Annotated in this window: 14 protein-coding genes; 5 read left to right on the top strand and 9 right to left on the bottom strand. The window is 60.3% G+C overall.

The features are described 5' to 3' along the window. Positions 1-139: 139 nt before the first annotated feature. The 3 genes from ACA054_RS26635 to ACA054_RS26625 are packed head-to-tail and all read left to right on the top strand — an operon-like array spanning position 140 to position 1,755. Positions 140-574, top strand: coding sequence for an NUDIX hydrolase (locus ACA054_RS26635; protein ID WP_497686890.1), 435 nt, complete (start codon positions 140-142; stop codon positions 572-574). Between the two features lie 24 nt (positions 575-598). After that, positions 599-1,237: a LysE family translocator gene (locus ACA054_RS26630; RefSeq protein ID WP_497686889.1), complete on the top strand. Its 639-nt coding sequence runs from the start codon at positions 599-601 to the stop codon at positions 1,235-1,237. A 2-nt stretch (positions 1,238-1,239) separates the two neighbouring features. Continuing rightward, positions 1,240-1,755, top strand: coding sequence for a GNAT family N-acetyltransferase (locus tag ACA054_RS26625; RefSeq protein ID WP_497686888.1), 516 nt, complete (start codon positions 1,240-1,242; stop codon positions 1,753-1,755). Positions 1,756-1,891: 136 nt separating this feature from the next. Here the strand turns inward: ACA054_RS26625 and metR are convergent, their stop codons facing one another. After that, the gene (gene metR / locus ACA054_RS26620) at positions 1,892-2,809 is read right to left on the bottom strand and encodes a transcriptional regulator MetR (protein WP_497686887.1); all 918 of its coding nucleotides are present in this window, start codon (positions 2,807-2,809) and stop codon (positions 1,892-1,894) included. Positions 2,810-2,929: 120 nt separating this feature from the next. Here metR and metE point away from each other — a divergent pair, with 120 nt between their 5' ends. Beyond that, positions 2,930-5,242 (top strand): 5-methyltetrahydropteroyltriglutamate--homocysteine S-methyltransferase, encoded by a 2,313-nt coding sequence (metE, locus tag ACA054_RS26615; RefSeq protein WP_497686886.1) that lies wholly within the window; start codon positions 2,930-2,932, stop codon positions 5,240-5,242. A gap of 116 nt (positions 5,243-5,358) precedes the next feature. Here metE and ACA054_RS26610 read toward each other — a convergent pair whose 3' ends face one another. After that, a complete protein-coding gene (locus ACA054_RS26610) occupies positions 5,359-10,971 on the bottom strand; it encodes a dermonecrotic toxin domain-containing protein (protein WP_497686885.1) in 5,613 nt (1,870 codons plus the stop codon). Positions 10,972-11,176: 205 nt separating this feature from the next. On the opposite strand from ACA054_RS26610, the gene ACA054_RS26605 reads away from it, so the two are divergent. Further along, positions 11,177-12,208, top strand: a complete 1,032-nt coding sequence (locus tag ACA054_RS26605; RefSeq protein ID WP_497686884.1) for an alpha/beta fold hydrolase — start codon at positions 11,177-11,179, stop codon at positions 12,206-12,208. A 55-nt stretch (positions 12,209-12,263) separates the two neighbouring features. Here the strand turns inward: ACA054_RS26605 and aauR are convergent, their stop codons facing one another. The 7 genes from aauR to glpD all read right to left on the bottom strand — a co-directional run bounded on the left by aauR (position 12,264) and on the right by glpD (position 20,860). Beyond that, on the bottom strand, positions 12,264-13,592 hold the full coding sequence (gene aauR, locus ACA054_RS26600; protein WP_497686883.1) for a two-component response regulator AauR: 1,329 nt from the start codon (positions 13,590-13,592) through the stop codon (positions 12,264-12,266). Continuing rightward, positions 13,589-15,490: a two-component sensor histidine kinase AauS gene (aauS, locus tag ACA054_RS26595; protein ID WP_497686882.1), complete on the bottom strand. Its 1,902-nt coding sequence runs from the start codon at positions 15,488-15,490 to the stop codon at positions 13,589-13,591. The genes aauR and aauS overlap by 4 nt, the downstream gene beginning before the upstream one ends. Before the next feature lie 206 nt (positions 15,491-15,696). After that, a complete protein-coding gene (locus tag ACA054_RS26590) occupies positions 15,697-16,431 on the bottom strand; it encodes an amino acid ABC transporter ATP-binding protein (protein WP_497686881.1) in 735 nt (244 codons plus the stop codon). Next, positions 16,428-17,099, bottom strand: coding sequence for an amino acid ABC transporter permease (locus ACA054_RS26585; RefSeq protein WP_497636426.1), 672 nt, complete (start codon positions 17,097-17,099; stop codon positions 16,428-16,430). The genes ACA054_RS26590 and ACA054_RS26585 overlap by 4 nt, the downstream gene beginning before the upstream one ends. Further along, on the bottom strand, positions 17,099-17,845 hold the full coding sequence (locus tag ACA054_RS26580; RefSeq protein WP_497686880.1) for an amino acid ABC transporter permease: 747 nt from the start codon (positions 17,843-17,845) through the stop codon (positions 17,099-17,101). The genes ACA054_RS26585 and ACA054_RS26580 overlap by 1 nt, the downstream gene beginning before the upstream one ends. 193 nt (positions 17,846-18,038) lie before the next feature. Continuing rightward, on the bottom strand, positions 18,039-18,953 hold the full coding sequence (locus tag ACA054_RS26575) for a glutamate/aspartate ABC transporter substrate-binding protein (RefSeq protein ID WP_497686879.1): 915 nt from the start codon (positions 18,951-18,953) through the stop codon (positions 18,039-18,041). Between the two features lie 368 nt (positions 18,954-19,321). Further along, complete coding sequence (gene glpD / locus ACA054_RS26570; protein WP_497686878.1) at positions 19,322-20,860, bottom strand: glycerol-3-phosphate dehydrogenase; 1,539 nt, start codon at positions 20,858-20,860, stop codon at positions 19,322-19,324. Positions 20,861-20,964 lie beyond the last annotated feature (104 nt).

Raw genomic sequence — 20,964 nt, 5'->3', positions numbered from 1 at the left:
GACGCTCTGCGTTCGGCTCTTGATTTGGGACGCGGAGCGTCCCTGGCTGCATTCCCACGCAGAGCGTGGGAACGATCAAACATGACGCCGGGTGGCGGACATGTGATCCTTGCCGCTTTTGAGTCAAAGGCCTTTTTTCATGTCGACGTTTCCTGCCCAACCTTCTGAACTTATCCACATCGCCGCCGCCCTGTTGATCGGCCCCGACGGCCGCACCCTGCTGGTGCGCAAGCGCGGCACCCAGGCGTTCATGCAACCGGGCGGCAAGATCGAGGCCCATGAGCAACCGGTCAGCGCACTGGCCCGGGAGCTGGAAGAAGAGTTGGGGTTGCTCATCGATCCGACGCACGCCACTTTCCTCGGGCAGTTCTCGGCCCCTGCCGCCAATGAGCCGGGTTTTGTCGTACAGGCCGAACTGTTTCTGCTGACCATCGATGCCGATGTCACCCCGGCTGCCGAGATAGAAGAGGTGCTCTGGATTGATCCGGGCACCGACGGTGGTGTCGTTCTGGCGCCATTGACACGGGACCTGATCCTGCCGTTTTATCGAGCTTCGCTGACCGTGACCGCCTGATCATTTACGCAAAGGACTTCGCCCATGATCCCGCTTCAAGACCTGCTGATTTTCGCCGCTGCCGCGTTGTTGATGGTGCTGACACCGGGGCCGAACATGATCTACCTGATCTCCCGTTCGATCTGCCAGGGACGCAAGGCCGGGGTGACTTCGTTGCTCGGCGTGGTCGCGGGGTTCTTCGTGCATCTGTTCGCGGCCGCGGCCGGTTTGACCGCGGTGTTCCTGGCGGTGCCGATGGCCTATGAAGTGTTGAAGTGGGCCGGCGCGCTGTACCTGTTGTGGCTGGCCTGGCAGGCGGTCAAGCCGGGTGCGCGTTCGCCGTTCGAAGCCCAACAGTTACCACCGGACTCGTCGCGCAAGCTGATCACCATGGGTTTTCTCACCAGCGCCCTGAACCCGAAGATTGCGGTGTTTTACCTGTCGGTGTTTCCGCAATTCATTACCCCCGAGCACGGTTCGGTGTTCACTCAAAGTATTGTTCTGGGCCTGACCCAGATCAGCGTCAGTTTCTGCGTGAACCTGATGATCGCCATGTTCGCGGCGGGCATCGCGTCATGGTTTGTCAGCAATCCGACCTGGCTGGCGATGCAGCGTTATTTCATGGGCTTTGTGTTGTCGGCGCTGGCGCTGCGCTTGATGCTCGAGCAAAAACGGATGGCCTGAACATGTGGATTCAGCCGCTGGATGCCAGCCATGCGCTGGACTATCGGGCGATGACGCTCGAAGCCTGTGACCGGCACCCGCAGGCGTTCACCTCAAGTGTGCGCGAGCGGGCAGCAATGCCCTTGAGCTGGTGGGAGTCACGCCTGAGCGGCAAGCTGGATGTGGTGCTCGGTGCTTTCGACGAGGGCCGGTTGACGGGCATCGCCGGGCTGGCCTTCGAGCCCCGGGAAAAGGCCCGGCACAAGGCGACGTTGTTTGGCATGTACGTGTCTGCCAACGTGCGCCAGCGCGGGCTCGGCGTGCAACTGGTGCAGGCGGTGCTGGCCGAGGCGCGGACCCACCAACATCTGCGGCTGATCAAGTTGACCGTCACCACCGGCAACGACGCCGCATTCAACCTCTATCGGCGCTGCGGCTTCGTCCAGTTTGGTCTGGAGCCGATGGCGGTGCGGGTGGGCGAGGAATACTTCGACAAGATCCACATGTGGCGCGAGATTTCCCCAGAATCCAAGGGATGACCGCTTTTGTGGCGAGGGGACTTGTCCCCGTTGGGCTGCGAAGCGGCCCTAAGACCTGCGAGCACGGTTTGTCTGAAAAATGCTGGGGAGTGCTTCGCACTCCAACGGGGACAAGTCCCCTCGCCACAAGGGTGTTCTAACGAACGGCGCTGACCCCATCCAAAGTCGAAAACGACGTGTCCTTGGCCGTCAGCAAAAAGTCCCGCATATACGGCGCATCGAGCATGTCGGCGCGGATCGCCGCGTACAGCGTCGCAAACAAGCCTTTCTCGCCCAGGCGCTTGGCCTTCACGTAGCCCCGTGAGCTGTATTCATGCAGCGCCCAATGAGGCATGCCGCACACGCCGCGCCCGCTGGCCACCAGTTGCATCATCATCACCGTCAGTTCCGAGGTGCGGACCTGGGCCGGTTCGACGTCGGCCGGCTCCAGGAAGCGCGTGAAGATATCCAGCCGGTCACGTTCCACCGGGTAAGTGATCAGGGTCTCGGTGAGCAAGTCTTGCGGGACAATGCAGGCCTTGCTGGCCAAGCGGTGCTGGTTCGCCACCGCGAGCATCGCTTCATAGGTAAACAACGGCACATAGGTGATCCCTACCAGTTCCAGCGGGTCGGACGTCACCACCAGGTCCAGGTCGCCACGGGCCAGGGCCGGCAGAGGAGCGAAGGAAAAGCCCGAGGCCAGGTCCAGCTCGACTTCCGGCCACGCATCGCGGAACTGGTCGATGGTCGGCATCAGCCACTGGAAGCAACTGTGGCATTCGATCGCCATGTGCAAGCGCCCCGCAGTGCCGCCAGCCAACCGCGCAATATCGCGCTCGGCGCCGCGCAGCAGCGGCAGGGTGGCATCGGCCAGTTGCAGCAGGCGCAAACCGGCGCTGGTGAAGCGCACGGGCTTGGTCTTGCGCACGAACAACGGCATGCCCATGCGTTCTTCCAGCTCCTTGAACTGATGGGACAGCGCCGACTGGGTCAGGTGCAGGCGGTCGGCAGCATCGACCAGGCTGTCGGCTTCGCGCAAGGCGTGCAGGGTTTTCAGGTGGCGGATTTCAAGCACCGGTGGCTCCATGAGGAAAACTTGTGATCAACACGAAAAGGTTGAGTTTGTCTCATGTTGCCTTGCCTGTCGACAATAGCGCCATGTTTTGCACCCCCTTTTAGATAGAGAGCATTCAACATGGCACTGGCCCACACCCTCGGTTTCCCCCGCATCGGCGCAGATCGCGAGCTGAAAAAAGCCCTGGAGTCCTACTGGAAAGGTGACCTCGACCAAGCCGCCTTGCAGAGCGTTGGCCGCCAGTTGCGCGCCACCCACTGGCAGTTGCAGAAAGATGCCGGTATTGATTTGTTGCCGGTCGGCGATTTCGCCTGGTACGACCAGGTGCTGACCCATTCCCTGACCTTCGGCGTGATCCCGCAACGTTTTGACAACGTCAGGTGCGAGAACGGCCTGCCGAGCCTCGACACCCTGTTCGCCATGGCCCGTGGCGCGACCGCGGCCTGCTGCGGTGGTGAGCACGGCACGGCGCAATACGCCCAGGAGCTGACCAAGTGGTTCGACACCAACTACCACTACCTGGTGCCGGAGTTCAGCGCCGAGCAACAGTTCAAGCTCAGCTGGGAGCAATTGTTCGACGAAGTGGACGAAGCTTTGGCGCTCGGTCACAACGTCAAGCCGGTGATTATCGGCCCGCTGACCTACCTGTGGCTGGGCAAGGCCAAAGGCAACGACTTCGACAGGCTCGATCTGCTCGAACGTCTGCTGCCGGTCTATAACGAAATCCTCAGTCGCCTCGCCGCCCAAGGTGTGGAATGGGTGCAGATCGATGAGCCGATCCTGACCCTCGACTTGCCCCAGGCCTGGAAGAATGCCTTCGAACGCGCTTACCACATCCTCCAGTATTCGCCGCTGAAAAAACTCGTGGCCACCTACTTCAGCGGCCTGGAAGACAACCTCGGCCTGGCAGTCGGCCTGCCGGTGCAAGGCTTGCACATCGACGCCGTACGCGCACCGGACCAGCTCGGCCAGGTACTGGATCGCCTGCCGACCTACAAGATTCTCTCGGTGGGCCTGGTGAACGGGCGCAATGTCTGGCGCTGCGAACTGGAGTCGGTGCTGGCGCAACTGCAACCGGCCCAGGAGCGTTTCGGCGATAACCTGTGGGTCAGCAGTTCCTGCTCGCTGCTGCACAGCCCGGTGGATCTGGATCGCGAGGACACGCTTGATCCGGAACTGAAAAGCTGGTTGGCGTTTGCCGTGCAAAAGTGTGGCGAGATCGCCGTGCTGCGTGACGCATTGAACGATCCACAAGCACCCAAGGTGCGAGCTGCGCTGGCTGAAAGCAATGCCATTCAGGCCAGTCGCGCCGAGTCGCCGCGCATCCACAAAGCCGAAGTGCAGGCCCGTGTTGCTGCTGTAGATGCCACTCACAGTCAGCGCCGATCGCCGTTTGCCCAACGCATCGAACAACAGCGTGCGCGCCTGCAACTGCCGGCGTTCCCGACCACCACCATCGGCTCGTTCCCGCAAACCGGGTCGATCCGACTGGCGCGCCAGGCGTTCAAGCAAGGCAAGCTGTCGGCCAACGATTACACCGACGCCATGCACCGTGAAATTCGGCACGCCGTGCAAATCCAGGAACGCCTGGGCCTGGATGTACTGGTGCACGGTGAAGCCGAGCGCAACGACATGGTCGAGTACTTCGCCGAGCAGCTGGAAGGTTATGTCTTTACCCGGTTTGGCTGGGTGCAGAGCTATGGTTCACGTTGCGTGAAACCGGCGATCATCTATGGTGACCTGAGTCGCCCCCGCGCCATGACGGTGGACTGGATCACCTATGCTCAAAGCCTGACCGACAAAGTCATGAAGGGCATGCTGACCGGCCCGGTAACGATGCTGATGTGGTCGTTCCCCCGGGAAGATGTCTCGCGCAAAGTCCAGGCGCAGCAACTGGCGCTGGCCCTGCGTGACGAAGTGGTGGACCTGGAAAACGCCGGCATCAAGATTGTGCAGATCGATGAAGCGGCGTTTCGCGAAGGCCTGCCCCTGCGTCGAGCGCAATGGCAGGAATACCTCGACTGGGCGGTAGAGGCTTTCCGCTTGAGCGCTTCGGGAGTGCGCGACGAAACCCAGATCCATACCCATATGTGCTACAGCGAATTCAACGACGTGATCCAGGCCATCGCGGCCATGGACGCCGATGTGATAACCATCGAAACCTCGCGCTCGGATATGGAACTGCTGGAAGCCTTCGAAGCCTTCGACTACCCCAACGATATCGGCCCGGGCGTGTATGACATTCACTCGCCGCGGGTGCCCGACACTGCCGAGATGATCAATTTGCTGCGCAAGGCCGCGCAGCGGATTCCGGCTGAGCGCCTATGGGTCAATCCCGACTGCGGACTGAAAACCCGAGCGTGGCCGGAAACCGAGGCGGCGCTGGTGAATATGGTGGCGGCGGCGCGGCAGTTGCGCAGTCAGTTGGCTTGAAATTGTAGGAGCGAGCTTGCTCGCGAAAAACGTCAACGATAACGCGTGAAGCCTGGAAAAACGCGTTGTCCATGGGTTCTTCGCGAGCAAGCTCGCTCCTGCAAAAAGCCCGTGCTTTACAGGTTTTGGAAGTGGACGAGCGCGGCCGAGCGTTTGCCGATGTCGGCATAAGGCAGTTCGGCGTCGTCGGCGTGAGTCCGATAACGGTGTTCCGGCAGCTTCAGATGCGCTTTCTCGAACTCGGCGAAAGTCGGCGCTGCCCTGGTGTAATGGAAGTGCGCGTACCAAAGTAGAGTTGGCGGTGTTTGCGTGGTATCGCGTATTTCGTATTCCTGCATATAGTCGCTGCGCCCGTCCCGACGTTTGCCCAGGTTTTTGATCGGGTTGGTCTTGCGAATATCCACCGCGTTGTTGCGCGCCAGATCGTCCAGCATGCCATCGGTGGGTTTTTTACTGCGCAGTGCCTGACTGGTGCGCATCCTGCGTCCGCTGGCGGTCAACTCAGTGGCCTTGTCCCGCAGTTGCTTGATCAGCTCATGCTGCGGGCTAATCGCCTGGATGGCATCAGCACGACGGGTCAGTTCCTGCGCCTCGCTGACCATCATGTGCTCCAGGTCGACCGGCAACATGGCCCCATCGGAGTAGGACTGTACTTTGGTTTGATAGGTGGACTGGGACTGCAGGCGGCTGCGGGCGTCCGTGACCAACGACTCAATGGTCCTGGGAGCAGAGGGGGCAGGCGCCGCCTGCGGGTTCAATAGACGGAACTTGCCATCGCTGCCCTGTTCCCAAATTTCCGTGTGCCCACCTTGGCCAGTCATGGTGAATTGGCGCTTGCCGGTGGTTTCTTCCCAACGCTCGACCCCGATCAGCGTCTGATTATCTTCGGAGGTGAAGACTTTTTTCTTGATCTCGCCGGCCTTTCTGACGGGTGCCGGTTTATCAATACCTTTACGCGCGTGGTCGGAAGCTTTTTCGATGTTCAGCAGCAGCGGTTCGACCACCTCCATGTGAAAGTGCTGCGGATAGCCGGTCGTCCAGGCTCGCGTGCCACGCCGGAACTCAGCATAAACCTCGACGCAATCGGTAAATATCTGGTTACGCTGGGCGCGGGTGGCGTCGGCTTCCGTCAGGCCGAACTGCGCATATAGGGCCCGCTCGAATCGGGTACGCAAGGATCTGGTCTGCTGTTGCAGGTCAATCCAGGACATGTCGCTGGTGGTGCCAACCCGCTTGACCATTTCCAGCAGGTGTCCGATTTTGACAAGCGTCACTCTCGCTTCGCTGGAACGTTTATTGATGGACTCGATGTCCCCTCTCAATCCGGCGAACAATTTCTCGTCCCTGGTCGGTGTTGTCGGGTGTTTATTGGGTGGCTTGACTTTGCCAAACCACAGGTTCATCTGGATCCTCAGTTCTTCAATATGATCCATTTCACGAACAATATTTGTTCGCACGTTGCGTAGTTCCTCGAGGATATCCAGGTACTCGCCGAGTTTTCCTTCCGGTAAGTCATCCAGACGGCTCGACAGCAAATCTGCCTTGTCCACCAAAGTATTTATCCGGCTGCCGGCAATGTGGATGCGCTGGGTAAGTCGATCACTCACCAGCCAGGCGGATTCGTTCTTGGCCAGCTTGGCCGTGGCCTGGTTGTTGCCACTGCTGAGAAGTCTCAGTTCTTCCGCCGCTTCATAACGCCGGGTGCCCAGTTCTATATCGCTCAGGCATGTGGTTTCCGCTGCCCGGCCATGTTCTGCACTCTGAGCTGGTGTACTCTTCCTGAACCGCGCGAGCACCGCTTCAGATTGCGCAATTTCTGAATTGTAACGCCGAGTAAGGTCATCGACCGTGTCTTGCAATTGTCCCTGGCGGCGGTAGGCTTGATCGGCCCACCAGCGCGGCAGCCGTTCACGGATAACACGCGGCCAAAGAGGGTCGAAGGCGTCGGCCAGATGCCCGAACACCTGGCCGCCACCGAGTCCACCGCCTTCGAATGTGACGCCATATACCCCGTAGTAGGTATCCCACTGACCGGCCTCGTCCAGCGCGAGAGGCTGCTTGTACGTCTTCTTGCTGGTACCGCTCAAGCGCCAATTGCGTGAGTCGACACTGCGTTCTACCTGGAAAATACGCCCCTGGCGCAGGATAAAGTCGCCATCGGCATGGCGGAAGATATTGCGGAACAGGCCGTGGGTTGCGGGCTGCAGGCCGGACAGCGAAATGGGTTTTTCATACTCGTAACCGGCGAAACGTTGCACCACGTGCTCGGCTTGACGAAGGGACGATGCCTTGAGTGCGCCAACGTTCCTGGCCAGTCTCTTTAATTGGCGCGCTCGCGCGAAAGCACGCGCCGTGCGCGACACGACCGAAATTTGGGCTTCACCGGGGACCATGTCCACGGCTGCATCTACCAATGATGCCAGCGCTGATTCCAGAGCGGACAAACCGTCAGCCGTTTCTCCGCGCAGAAAATTCGCCACCGCCGCGTTTGTATCGGTCCAGGCGTCGTACAGGGAAATGACTGTGCCCACGTACGGCACCACCCCCAACGCCATTTTTATGTAGTTGAAAGCACGCGGGCCTTTGAGGGCATAACGCTCGAAATATAAGGCGTCATTGGAACGGGAGCTGCCACGATGTGCTTCGATCAGGCGCCCCATGTGCGTATTGAGCTGGTGGGCAGCCAAAGAGGTGGTTGCTGGCCAGCGTGTACCGACTCCGATCAGGTCGTCGAAGTTGTTCAGCAGGCTCTGCTTGATGCGTTGTTTATGCGAGTCGACTTCACCGAGTAATGCCCGACCCGCGAGGTAGTCAGCCCATTTATCATGCAGGCACAGGTTGAACAGGGATTTGCGGGCTTCTTCCAGGCTGTCGTAACGGCGCAGAAACTGGCCATCCGGACTGTCGGGCGCATACAACAAAGTGGCCCCGCTGAGTTGTTCCTCGATAAAGGTCACGCCCGCCAGGGTGACGGAACCCTCGCCGGGGGTGTCCTTGCCTCCCGGGCTCAGATACGCGGGCCACAACACGATTTGCTTGCCGCCGGTGGTCCAGGCTTCTGGGGTGCTGGCATTGATGGCAATATCGAGCACCTGCAGATCTTTGGCGTAGATCTGTTTTTGCAGGCGCGCAGCTTCACCCTGGAGCTTGATCATCAGACTCCAGGGCTCGATCAGGCTTTCCCGGCGGTGTTCAATGACGAAGGTAGACTCGCTGGCGCCTCCATGAAACGCCTCGCGAATCTGCGTTTCGTAAGCCTTGGGCAAGTCCATTTCGGGCAGGACCCGTTTCAGCCAGTCCAGGGTGATGCCGTCTTTTAATGTCTGGCGTTCGGTTTCATCCGCCGCCGTCACCTCCACCTGCATGTAGGCCAGGCGCAGCACCAGGGGCTCCAGGCTCAGCCAGGGAGAATTGTCGACGTTGTGCTGGGCGAGGTCCTCGAGGCTCATCTTGCCGCGGGCCGCGCTGGGGACCAGCACCATTTTGCGTGGAGTGCCGGGCGCCCCGGCACCCTCGGTGAAATGGTATTCCTTGCGCACCGAATCAGGCAGGTCAAGGGTCACGCTGAAACTGCCCTTGAGCGAAAAGTCCTGGCGCAGGCGCTTGTCCAGGCGCTTGCGGGTGAAGTCGTCCCGGGGTTCGAGCGCAACCGTCATCAGTTCGTGGCTGCGATGCATCGCCGCTATATATGCCTCGATCAGACTCTTGAGGTGGAGGCGGTCAGGCTCGCTCAGCGCGCTCAACCAGTCCGGCACGTCAGAGGTGAGGGCGCTGCTGCGGTCTTGCTCCTCAATATGGGTAAACGCCAGAGTCCTGGCCGCGTTCACCGGCACCTGCAGCAGGGCGCGGGTCTGTTTGCGCAGGATGTCCAGTTGTTCGACTTGCTGCGCAGTCTGATCAGCCAGGGTTTGGCTCTGGCGTAGCGGGCCGGCCTGTTCTTCGAATTCGCTGGTCAGCTGGTTCAAGCCGTGGAGGAGCGCATCACCGGTGATTTTGCTCAACTGCAAACTCGTCACGGAGTCCTGTGGCTGAATCCGAAACAGCTCGCGCTCAAGCTCGCGACGGTTGGCGAAGCGTTGCAGCCCACCACCGTTACCTGGCCAATAGAGCAGCACACTGTGGGGCGAATCGACGTCCGCGAGCGCATCGGCTCGGGTCATGACAAGCACGCCCCGCAGTACCGCGCTACGGACGGTGGTCTCGTCACCTTGCTGTTCGGTCAGCGACAGGGTCAGGCTCGCTGCGACAGGATCAGTGCCCGGATCGTCGGGAGTGTCGAGCAGCGCCTTGAGCAGAGTGTGTTCATCACTGCCCAGTAGCTTGAGCATGACTTGCACCGCGGCTTCGGCGTGCAGGCCTGCCTTGTGGGCGGCATGCAGGTCGGTAAATGCCTGCTGGAAAGTGGCAAGGTCCAGGGCGCGCGCGCGGTACAACAAAGTTTCGGCAGCCACGTCGCCGGCCTTTTCGGCGTTGTCCAAGGCTTTCAGCGAGTCCTTGAACGGCTGCAGTGCGTCGCCATCGCCCAGCTCTTGCGAGAGGTTTTCCAGCGCCTCACGCTGACGGGCCAGCGCAGTTTCGCGCATACCCCTGGGGATATCGGCATACAGGCTGCCGAACAGCGCCTGGTCATCAGCCTCGATTCCTTCAGGCGCTTCCGGCATTTTGGGTGGTGAGGCAAAAAAGCTGGCGCCGCGCAGTTGTGTTTCAACTTGCTCAACCTGCTGCAGGGCCTGCGCGCCAAATTCCGCCAGCCCGGATTTGCCCCTTAGGCCGTGCCGCAGTGCGGTGATCTGCGCCTGATGGTGGGCGGCCAGCAGGTCGCTGGCGCCCAACGTCAGCGGATCGGTCTGGGCGGTGTATTCAAATTTCAAGTTGGCGGCTGGCAGACCGATGGGCACCAGGGACTGGCGTGACAACCAGTCTTCCATGGCGCTACGTTGAGCGAAGTGCTGAATTGCGATGGGTCGACTGGGCAGGTACAGCAGGTTGCTGGTGTTGGATGAATCGCCAACGGTGATGACCCAGGCACCCGTGAGTTTGACTCGACTCTGGTTGCTCAACACCAGGGCCAGTTGCTCGGTATGGATGGGCAGGCCGTTCAGCGTCAACGCGCCGGCCGGTGGATTGATGATCAACAGGAGCGGAGCTAACTGCTCTTTTGTGAGGGTTTTTTCGGCGGATGCCAGCTGGGCGGCAGCCTCGAAATGGTCTCGGTACTGTTGCATCGTCCAGGCTTGTCGCGAGACTGCTGCCCCGCTGGCACGGCCCTCCCAGAATTTGCGCCAGCGCTCGCCATGGGCCTGCTCCGGCACAAGGGATTTGAGCCTTTCGAGCATTTGCAGCGGGGTCAGCTCGGACAGTGGATGACCCAGGCGCAGGCCACTGACCTGGCAACGCTGGTCCAGGTCTGTCTCCAGTGTCGGGTGCTGCAGCACAAACGCGCAGGCATCGGTGAAACTGACAAAACGTGCCTGCTTTCCGTCTACGGGGGCGAACAGCAGTCCGGCAATGCGTCCGTCCAGATCCAGTTCGCGCTTGAGCAGATCGTCGATCGTATCGCGGATACCCGGGCTGGCGGCCAGCAAGGAACGCCAGCCTAGTGTACTGGTGCGCCAGCGCGCCGAAGCCTCGAGGAAGAGGCTGGCGTCGTGCAGCGGCGGTTGTGCTGAAGCAGGGGGCACGAAGCTCTCTGCTGGCAGGGGCAGGTCGAAAGCGGATTTGTCGATCATGGCAATATGGCTCGGTGCGTGAAGCGGATGGTCCGCTCCTGAAGCAGGCCATTTAAGGGAAAATTTGCCGGTCTCAGGCACTACATAGTTATCGCCGCAACCGTTCGGCGATGTTCATCAAACTGTCACGCAACTGTGGCAGCGCGCTGGCACAAATATCATCAAACTCGCGCTCTACTGGGGTTCTGCGTTTTGGTGTTTTTTCATGCGTGCTTTGTTTTATTCAGCGGTCATATTTATTGCCGCGCTGTTCAGCCTGCCGTCGTGGGCGGCCTCTCGATGTGATGTGAATGTAGCGACGGAACGGGTCGACCTGGCCGAAGTGAGCCTGGCGTACCAAAGCATCGGCCGTGCGTCGGACCCTGCGTTGCTGTTGGTCATGGGCCTGGGCGGGCAGCTTATTCACTGGCCGGACGAGGTGGTGGTCGCGCTGTGTCAGCAGGGCTTTCGGGTGATCCGTTATGACAATCGTGATGTCGGCCTGTCCACCTGGCGGCAGACGCCGGTCGAGGCCAACCTGACCTTCGAAGTGCTGCGCTACAAGCTCGGTTTACCCGTGGCGGCGCCGTACACCCTGACCGACATGGCCGACGATGGTTTCGGGTTGATGGACGCCCTGCATATCGAGCAATTTCACGTACTGGGCGCCAGCATGGGCGGAATGATCGCCCAGCATATGGCGGCCATGGCGCCGCAGCGGGTTGAAAGCCTGACCCTGATCATGACCAGCTCCGGCGCTGAGGGCTTGCCGGCGCCCAACTCAGCATTGGTACAGCTGCTGGCGCGGCGCGGTGCGCCCAATCGCGAGGCGGCACTCGAGCAACAAGCCGACCTGCTCGCGGCACTGGGCAGCCCGACCATCAGCGATGATCGCCAGGCCTTGCTGCAACAGGCCGCCCAGTCCTATGACCGGGCGTTCAACCCCGAGGGCGTGAAGCGCCAGATCATGGCCATACTTGCCGAGCCCAGCCGGGTGGCGCTGCTCAATCAACTGCAGGTGCCCACGCTGGTGGTGCACGGCACAGCTGATCCGTTGTTGCCGGTCATGCACGGGGTGCACCTGGCGGCGCATATTCGCGGCAGTCAGTTGAAGCTGATTCCGGGGCTGGCTCATCGTTTTCAGGAAGCGTTCAAGGCGCCGTTACTGGCGGCGGTATTGCCGTACCTGCAGGCCCACCGCGAAGACACCTCGCATTGGGCGCAGATTGATCCGGTGGCTGAGCACAATCTCCTTTGACCCGCGGCCCATGGCCCCATGTGGGTGCACTGGGTCGCCTTGAGAACCAGATCCATCAGTGGCTCAACCCGTATTTCTTCACTTTGTCGAACAGTGTGGTCTTGGCCATGCCGAGTTCCTGACTCGCCTGGGTCAGGTTGCCGCCACTACGTTGCAGCGCGTCCACCAGCAGATTGCGCTCGAAGGCTTCGACCGCTTCGGCGAACGCCAGGCCCTGATTGCTGCCGCTGGCGCCGGATTTCTTGAACGCCGGCAGGCCAAGGGCGTAGCGTTCGGCGACGTTGCGCAGTTCGCGCACATTGCCCGGCCAGTCGTGGCTCATCAGGTTCGACAAGGTCTGGTTGTCGAGCTCCGGCACTGCGCGGTCGAAGCGCAGGGACGACTGCTGCAAAAAGTACTCGAACAATTGCAGGATGTCTTCGCGGCGCTCGCGCAGGGGAGGCAGTTCCAGGGTCACCACGTTGAGGCGGTAATACAGGTCGCTGCGGAATTCACCGGCCTTGCTCGACTCGTCGAGATCGGATTTGGTTGCCGCGATCACCCGGCAATCTACCGCCACGCTCTGGTTCGAGCCGAGGCGTTCGAGGGTGCGTTCCTGCAATACCCGCAGCAGTTTGATCTGCAGGGGCAGGGGCATGCTTTCCACTTCGTCGAGGAACAGCGTGCCGCCATCGGCGTGCTCGATCTTGCCAATCCGCCGTTTGCCTGCGCCGGTGAAGGCGTTGGCTTCGTGGCCGAAGATCTCGCTTTCGAACAGGTTTTCCGGCAGGCCACCGCAATTGAGCGCCACGAATTGCCGGGTGTGCCGACGACTGAAGTCGTGCAGGCAGCGCGCGACCAGTTCCTTACCGGTGCCGGTTTCGCCTTCGATCAGCACGTTGGCTGAAGTATCGGCGACATTGGCGATCAGTTCGCGCAGGTTTTGCATGGCCGGCGAACGGCCGATGATCCGACCTTCGAGGGAGTCGCGCTCGGCCAGTTGCCGGCGTAAGGACGAGACTTCCCGTGCCAGGCTGCGTTGTTCCAGGGCTCGGCGGGCTACGTCCACCAGGCGTTCGGGAGAGAAGGGTTTCTCCATGAAGTCGTAGGCGCCTTTCTGCATGGCGCCGACGGCCATGGAAATGTCGCCGTGACCTGTAATCAGTACCACCGGCAGGCTGCGATCGCGAGCCTTGAGGCGGTTCAGCAGTTCCAGGCCATCGATGCCCGGCAGGCGAATGTCACTGATGACGATGCCGGCGAAGTTCTCGCCTACCCGTTCCAGGGCTTCCTCGGCACTGCCGACACCGATGCAGGGAATGTCTTCCAGGGTCAGCGCCTGTTGGCAGCCGAGCAGCACATGGGGGTCGTCTTCGACGATCAATACACTAAGGTCGTTGTTCATATTGGCTCAGCGGAAGTGGGGCTTACCAACGGTAAACTGAGGACGAAAGCGGTACCACCGCTGGCCGGGTGCTCGACACCCAGGTGACCGCCAGTGGCAGCGGCCAGGCTCGCGGAGAGGGTCAGGCCGAGGCCCAGGCCTTGTTCGCCGGGTTTGGTGGTGAAAAACGGTTCAAACAGATGCTTGCGCGCTTCTGCATCGATGCCGTGGCCGTTGTCCCGCACGCGCAGTCGATATTTGCCATCGACAACTTCACCTTCGAGCCACAACTCCGGTTGCGGCTGCGCTTGCATGGCATCGAGGGCATTGCCGATGAGGTTGACCAGAATCTGCTCCACACGGGTCTGGTCAATCTGCACCTGCACATCGTCGAAGTGGCGATGCAGTTTCAAATGGGCGTTTTCAACGCGGCTGCCGAGTAACTGCAAGGCCGCGTCGACCCCTTTGCCAAGACAGGCCTGGCCCTTGTCGTCACCGCGCCGGGCAAAGGAGCGCAGGCTGGCGGTGATCCGGCCCATGCGGTCGATCAACTCGTTGATGGTCTTGAGGTTGGTGCTGGCCACGTCCAGTTGACCGCGCTCGAGAAACCGCACGGTGTTGCCGGAAAGGGTGCGCAGCGCCGCCAGCGGCTGGTTCAGTTCGTGGGCGATGCTGGTGGACATCTGGCCGATGGCGGCGAGTTTTCCGGCCTGCACCAGTTCATCCTGGGCGCGGCGCAGCGTCTCTTCGGCGTGACGGCGTTCGCGGATCTGCCCCTTGAGCCGCTCGTTGCTGGCGCGCAGGTCTGTGGTGCGTTCGGTAATCCGACGCTCCAATTGATTGTTGGCTTCCTGCAAGGCTTCGCGGGCGGCGAGGCGGGTGGCAATCACTTTGCGCCGCTCGTTCCAGGCAATCAGCAGGAACGCCACCAAGGCAAATGCGACGGCGACCAGAATCCCCTGGTTGATCGCTTCGCGGCGCAGGTCCTGCAGTGGCGTGAGCAGGGTGAAGTTCCACGGGGTATCGCTCAACGGGCGGGTCTGCGACAGGTAGCTGATGTTTTCGTCATCGGAAACCAGTTCGCTATTGGCCGGGAAGGTGAGTTTTTCCACGCCCTCGGACAGGGTTTCCCGGGCCAGCGGTTGCAATTCGTTCAGCGGGAACCAGTAGTACTGGAGACTGCGGGCAAGCTTTTCCTTGGTTTCTTCGCTCAGCGGCACCACTGACTTCAGGCGTCGCGCGGGATCACTGGAGAGAATGATGATGCCGTTCTCGTCGCTGACGAAGGCTTCCAGGCGCGCCCGCTGCCAGCGTTCTTCCATGGCTTCGAGGCGGACCTTGACCACCGCGACGCCGATGATCTTGCCGTGTTCTTCCAGGCCATGGGCCAGGTAGTAACCGGGTTCGCCGTTGGTGCTGCCAATGCCATAGAAGCGTCCGGGCTGGCCACGCACGGCGTTCTGGAAATAGGCGCGGAAAGACAGGTCTTCACCCAGGTAACTATCGACATCGCGCCAGTTGCTGGTGGCCATGACACGGCCGGTGGTGTCCATTACATAGATGGCCCGGCTGCGGCTGCGCCGGTTCAGGCCTTCGAGGTAATCGTTGACGGTCTGCCGGTGTTCCGGCGTCGGGTCGGCCAGCAGTTTCGAAACACTGGTTTCGAGTTCCAGCAGGCTCGGCAGGTAGGTGTATTTGCTGATCTCGCTTTCGACGGCGCGGGCGTGCAGTTCCAGCTGGCGCTGGCCGTTTTCGCCGAGGCTGCGGATACCATAGTGTTCACTGGTCCAGAAGCCGATATAACCCAGTCCGATCATCAGCGCGATGATCAGCGGCGGCAGGAACAGATGGCGAATCAGGCGGGGTTTCACGGCGAGTGATGGCGACGTGGCGCGATAGAGAGTGGAGTCGCATTTCATCACAGATGCCTTGGGTCAACCAGCGCTCGCCCCAACTGTAGGAGCGAGCTTTTGTGGCGAGGGGATTTATCCCCGTTGGGCTGCGAAGCGGCCCCGGCATTTCATCGTTAAACCGCATGTACACGGTTTACGACTGCTGCGCAGCCGAACGGGGATAAATCCCCTCGCCACAGAGCTCGCTCCTACAGGGGAGGGGCGCACAGCTGTTAGTGTTGCAAAATCTTGTTGAGGAAGTGCTGCGTACGCTCGGCACGGTGGTTGATGTCGCCGAAGAAGTCCTCCTTCTTGCAGTCTTCGATGATCTTGCCCTGGTCCATGAAAATCACGCGGTCGGCCACTTTGCGGGCGAAGCCCATTTCGTGGGTCACGCACATCATGGTCATGCCTTCGTGGGCCAGTTGCACCATCACGTCCAGCACTTCGTTGACCATTTCCGGGTCAAGCGCCGAAGTCGGTTCGTCGAACAGCATAACGATCGGGTCCATCGCCAGCGCACGGGCAATCGCCACACGCTGCTGCTGACCGCCGGACAGTTGGCCCGGGTGCTTGTGGGCGTGGGCCGAGAGGCCGACACGTTCCAGCAATTGCAGGCCTTTCTTGGTGGCTTCTTCCTTGCTGCGACCCAACACCTTGATCTGCGCGATGGTCAGGTTTTCGGTGATGGTCAAGTGCGGGAACAATTCGAAATGCTGAAACACCATGCCCACGCGTGAACGCAGTTTCGGCAGGTTGGTCTTCGGGTCGGCGATGGACGTACCGTCGACCACGATGTCGCCTTTCTGGAACGGTTCCAGGGCGTTGACGCATTTGATCAGGGTCGATTTGCCGGAACCGGACGGCCCGCACACCACGATCACTTCGCCTTTCTTGACCTCGGTGCTGCAATCAGTCAGCACCTGGAAGTCCCCATACCACTTGTTGATGTTTTTGATAGAGATCATACGGCGAACCTTTTTTGCAGACGCTTGACCAGCTGCGAGGCGGCAAAGCTGATGATGAAGTACACGAGACCTGCGAAGATCAGGAACTCATTGGAGCGACCAATGATGTCGCCACTGGCGCGCGAAGCATTGAGGAAGTCCACCAGGCCGACGGCGTAGACCAGCGAGGTGTCCTGGAACAGGATGATGCTCTGTTGCAGTAACAGCGGGGTCATCTTGCGGAACGCTTGCGGCAGGATGATAAGGCGCATCATCTGGCCATAGCTCATCCCCAGTGCCTGGGCGGCACCCATCTGGCCCTTGGGAATAGACTGTACACCGGCGCGGACGATCTCGCAGAAGTACGCTGCTTCGAACATCATGAAGGCCACGATGCACGAGGTGAACGCGCCGATCGGGGTGTCTTCGCCGGTGATCCAGCGCAGCACGAATGGCACCGCCAGGTAGAACCAGGTGATCACCAGCAGCAGCGGGATCGAGCGGAAGTAGTTGACGTAGGCGCCGGCGATGTTCGACAACAGTTTGTTGTGGGACAGGCGCATCAACGCCAGGATCGTGCCGAGGATGATCCCGCCGATCACGCCCATGACCATCAGCTTGAGGGTCATGACCATGCCGTTCCACAAACCGGGAATGGCCGGGATGATGCCCGAGAAGTCGAATTCCATCATTTACCCCCTACGGAAATCAGGCCCGGTACGGCGACTTTCTTCTCGACCAGGCGCATCAGCAACATCAGGCTCATGTTCAGGGTGAAGTAGATCAGCGTGGCCAGGGTGAAGGCTTCGAACAGGTTGGCGGAGAACTCGGCGGTCTGTTTGGTCTGCGCGAGCAATTCCATCAAGCCGATCAGCGAGGCCACGGAGGTGTTCTTGAATACGTTCAGGAATTCCGAGGTGAGCGGCGGAATGATGATCCGGTAGGCCTGGGGCAGCAGCACGTTCCAGTAGATCTGCGGCAGCTTGAAACCCATGGCGCGGGCAGCGGATTCCTGGCCGCGTGGCAGTGCCTGGATACCGGTACGCACTTGTTCGCAAACCCGCGCGGTGGTGAACAGGCCCAGGCACACGACGACGCTGAGGAAGGCCGAGGTGGTCGGGTTCAGGTCCTGCTTGTACCACTCTTGCAGGTCGGCAGGCAGCAGGTCGGGTACCAGGAAGTACCAGATGAACAGCTGAACCAGCAGCGGCACGTTACGGAAGAGTTCGACGTAGCAGGTGGCAATGCCCGATACGATGCGGTTCGGCACAGTGCGCATGACACCCAGGATCGAACCCAGTGTCAGGGCAATGATCCAGGCCGCGATGGCGATGCCGATGGTCCAGCCCAAACCAGTGATGTACCAGTCGAGATACGTCTCGCTGCCAACGCCGGTGGACTTGAAGAACACGCCCCAGTCCCAGTTGTAATTCATTAGGGTCTCCCCTCAGATCGATCGATGTACAGGTACCCGTTTGGGGGAAGCTCCGTTCCCGCCTGATCTTGACGATCAGGCACACGCGAACGGCTCGACAGCCACCGGTTCGAGTGTTTCCAGAAATGCCAGCAGGGAGTGACAACCTCCCGAAAGGGCCGAGACCCTTCCAGGAGATAAGGTTAGTCAGAAATCAGGATTTCTTGTCGTCAGCCGCTTTATCGGTCGGATTGGCGATCAGGGCCTTGAGCTCGTCGCTCATCGGGAAGTTCAGGTTCAGGTTTTTCGGCGGGATTGGCTGCATGAACCATTTTTCGTAGATCTTGTTGATCTCGCCCGACGCGTAGGTGGCCTTGATGGCGTCATCCACGGCCTTCTTGAACGGCTCGTCGCCCTTGCGCACCATGCAGCCGTAGATTTCATAGGATTGTGGGGTACCGGTTACGGCCCAGTCACTTGCCTTCTTGGCCTTGGCGGCTTCGCCTGCCAGCAGGGCGTCGTCCATCATGAAGGCCACTGCACGGCCGGTTTCCAGCATCTGGAAGGACTCGCCGTGGTCTTTGGCGGAGATGACGTTCATGCCCATCTGCTTGTCGGCGTTCATCGCCTTGAGGATGCGCTCGGACGTAGTGCCGGCGGTGGTCACGACGTTCTTGCCGGCCAGATCCGGGAAGTCCTTGTACTTGGAATCAACCTTGGACAGCAGGCGAGTACCGATTTCGAAGATGCCGACGGAGAAGTCGACTTGTTGCTGGCGCTCGACGTTGTTGGTGGTCGAACCGCATTCGAGGTCCACGGTGCCGTTCTGCACCAGCGGGATACGGGTTTGCGAGGTGACCAGGTTGTACTTGACCTGCAGGTTCGGCAGGTCCAGGTCTTTTTTCAGGGCTTCGACGACTTTCAGCTGGATGTCGTGGGAGTAGCCGACCGGTTTGCCGGAAGCGTCTGCGATGTAGGAGAAAGGAATGGAGGCGTCACGATGCCCGAGGGTGATGACACCGGACTCTTTGATCTTCTTCAGGGTGCCGGTGAGTTCGGCGGCGAAAACTGGCGTGCTGATCAGAGCGGCAGCAATGGCTGCGCCCAGGATATGGGGAACGATGCGCATCAAATTTTCCTCGACATTGTTTTTTTTATGGAGCCAGTTCGTCGGCCCTTTTGTGCTTCGAATGCTTGAAGGCTCCTGAAGTGATGGCGCAACAGGCATTCGTCCAAGAGTGTAGAGCATGACTCGTGCCAGGCCAGGCTGAACGACTCAATATATTGATTTATAAGGAGATTAAATATTTATTGAGATTTTCTTGGGCAGGAGAAATCCGGTTAACCGAATCGACCGCCAAGTCGCGTTCGGAAAACCGAATGCGTCGGATGCGTCGGACGCGTGTGATGCGTTGTAGCGAAGGCGCCCGAAAGACAACCGCAAGTCTCAAGGACGCCTTCGCCGGCAAGCCTGGCTCCTACAAGCCGGGACTTTGATCAGGCCGCTTCGGTCTTGCTGCGGTTCTGCTCGACCTTGCTCAAGTAATCGGCGAGCTCTTGCTGTTGCTCTGGGGTGGTGAACAAGCCGAGTTTGCTGCGACGCCACAGAATGTCGTGGGCGCTGGTCGCCCACTCTTCGCTGCACAGGTAATCGACCTCACGGGTGTAGAGGCCGCCACCAATGTGTTCGCCCATGTCGTTGAGGTTCTGCACGCCTTCGAGCATGCGCCAGGTGCGACTGCCGTAGGTGGTGGCCCAGCGGCGCGAGATTTCACTGGGGATCCAGTCGTACTTGTCGCGGATCAGCGAGCTCAGCGCCTGGGGTGTGCTCATGTCTTCGCCGCCCGGCAGGGTGGCGTTGGCGGTCCAGCTTGGCTTGATGTGCGGGAAATGCGGCGCCAGTTGCGCCAGCGCCGATTCGGCCAGCTTGCGGTAGGTGGTCAGTTTGCCGCCGAACACCGAAAGCAGGGGCGCTTCCTCGCCGCTGCCCGACAGCGCCAGGGTGTAGTCGCGGGTGACGGCCGACGGGTTGTCGGACTCGTCGTTGCACAGCGGACGAACGCCGGAATAGCTGTGCCGGATATCGTCACGGCCGATCTGTTTCTTGAAGTGGGCGTTGACCACTTGCAGCAGGTAATCGGTTTCTGCCTCGGTGATCGCCACTTTTGCCGGATCACCCGTGTACTCGCGGTCGGTGGTGCCGATCAGGGTGAAGTGATTGAGGTACGGAATGGTGAACACGATGCGCTGATCTTCGTTTTGCAAGATGTGCGCGTGATCGCCTTCGTACAGCTTCGGCACGATCAGGTGGCTGCCCTGGATCAGGCGGATGCCGTACGGCGATTCCATTTTCAGGTCGTCACGAATGAACTTGGCGACCCAAGGGCCGGCCGCGTTCACCAGTGCCTTGGCGCGGATCGAAAACAAGCTGCCATCGGCGCGTTCCAGGTGCAGGTGCCACAGGCCTTTGGTGCGACGCGCGCTGACGCAACGGGTCTGGGTGTGAACGTGGGCGCCTTTTTCCCGGGCCGCCATGGCGTTCAATACCACCAGTCGCGCATCGTCGACCCAGCAGTCGGAATATTCGAAACCTTTGGTGATTTCGCTTTTCAGCGCGCTGTCGGGGCCGAACTTCAGGCTTTTTGAACCGGCCAGTTTTTCCCGTTTGCCCAAGTTGTCATAAAGGAACAGGCCGGCGCGGATCATCCAGGCCGGGCGCAGGTGGGGGCGGTGCGGTAGCACGAAGCGCATTGGCTTGACGATGTGCGGGGCCTTGGCCAGCAGCACTTCACGCTCGGCCAGGGCTTCGCGCACCAGGCGGAATTCATAATGTTCGAGGTAGCGCAGGCCGCCGTGGATCAGCTTGCTGCTGGCCGAGGAGGTGTGGCTGGCCAGATCATCCTTTTCGCAAAGGAACACCGAGAGGCCGCGACCAGCGGCATCTGCCGCGATCCCTACGCCATTGATGCCGCCACCGATGACGGCGATATCGTAGACCTCGGCGAGAGGTGGCGTAGGTAAGGTAGAAGTGGGCATCGGCTAAGGCCTCGGAATTCTTTGATTTTCTGTATTTGAATTCGAACATTAATGTTCATTTGCGAAAATCTTAGCCCATTAAGACGCGCGCAGCCAGTCAAGTT

It is taken from the genome of Pseudomonas sp. LBUM1653 (assembly GCF_059716115.1).
Note: the sequence above shows the minus strand (reverse complement) of the source record. Positions and strands in the feature narration are given on the sequence as shown.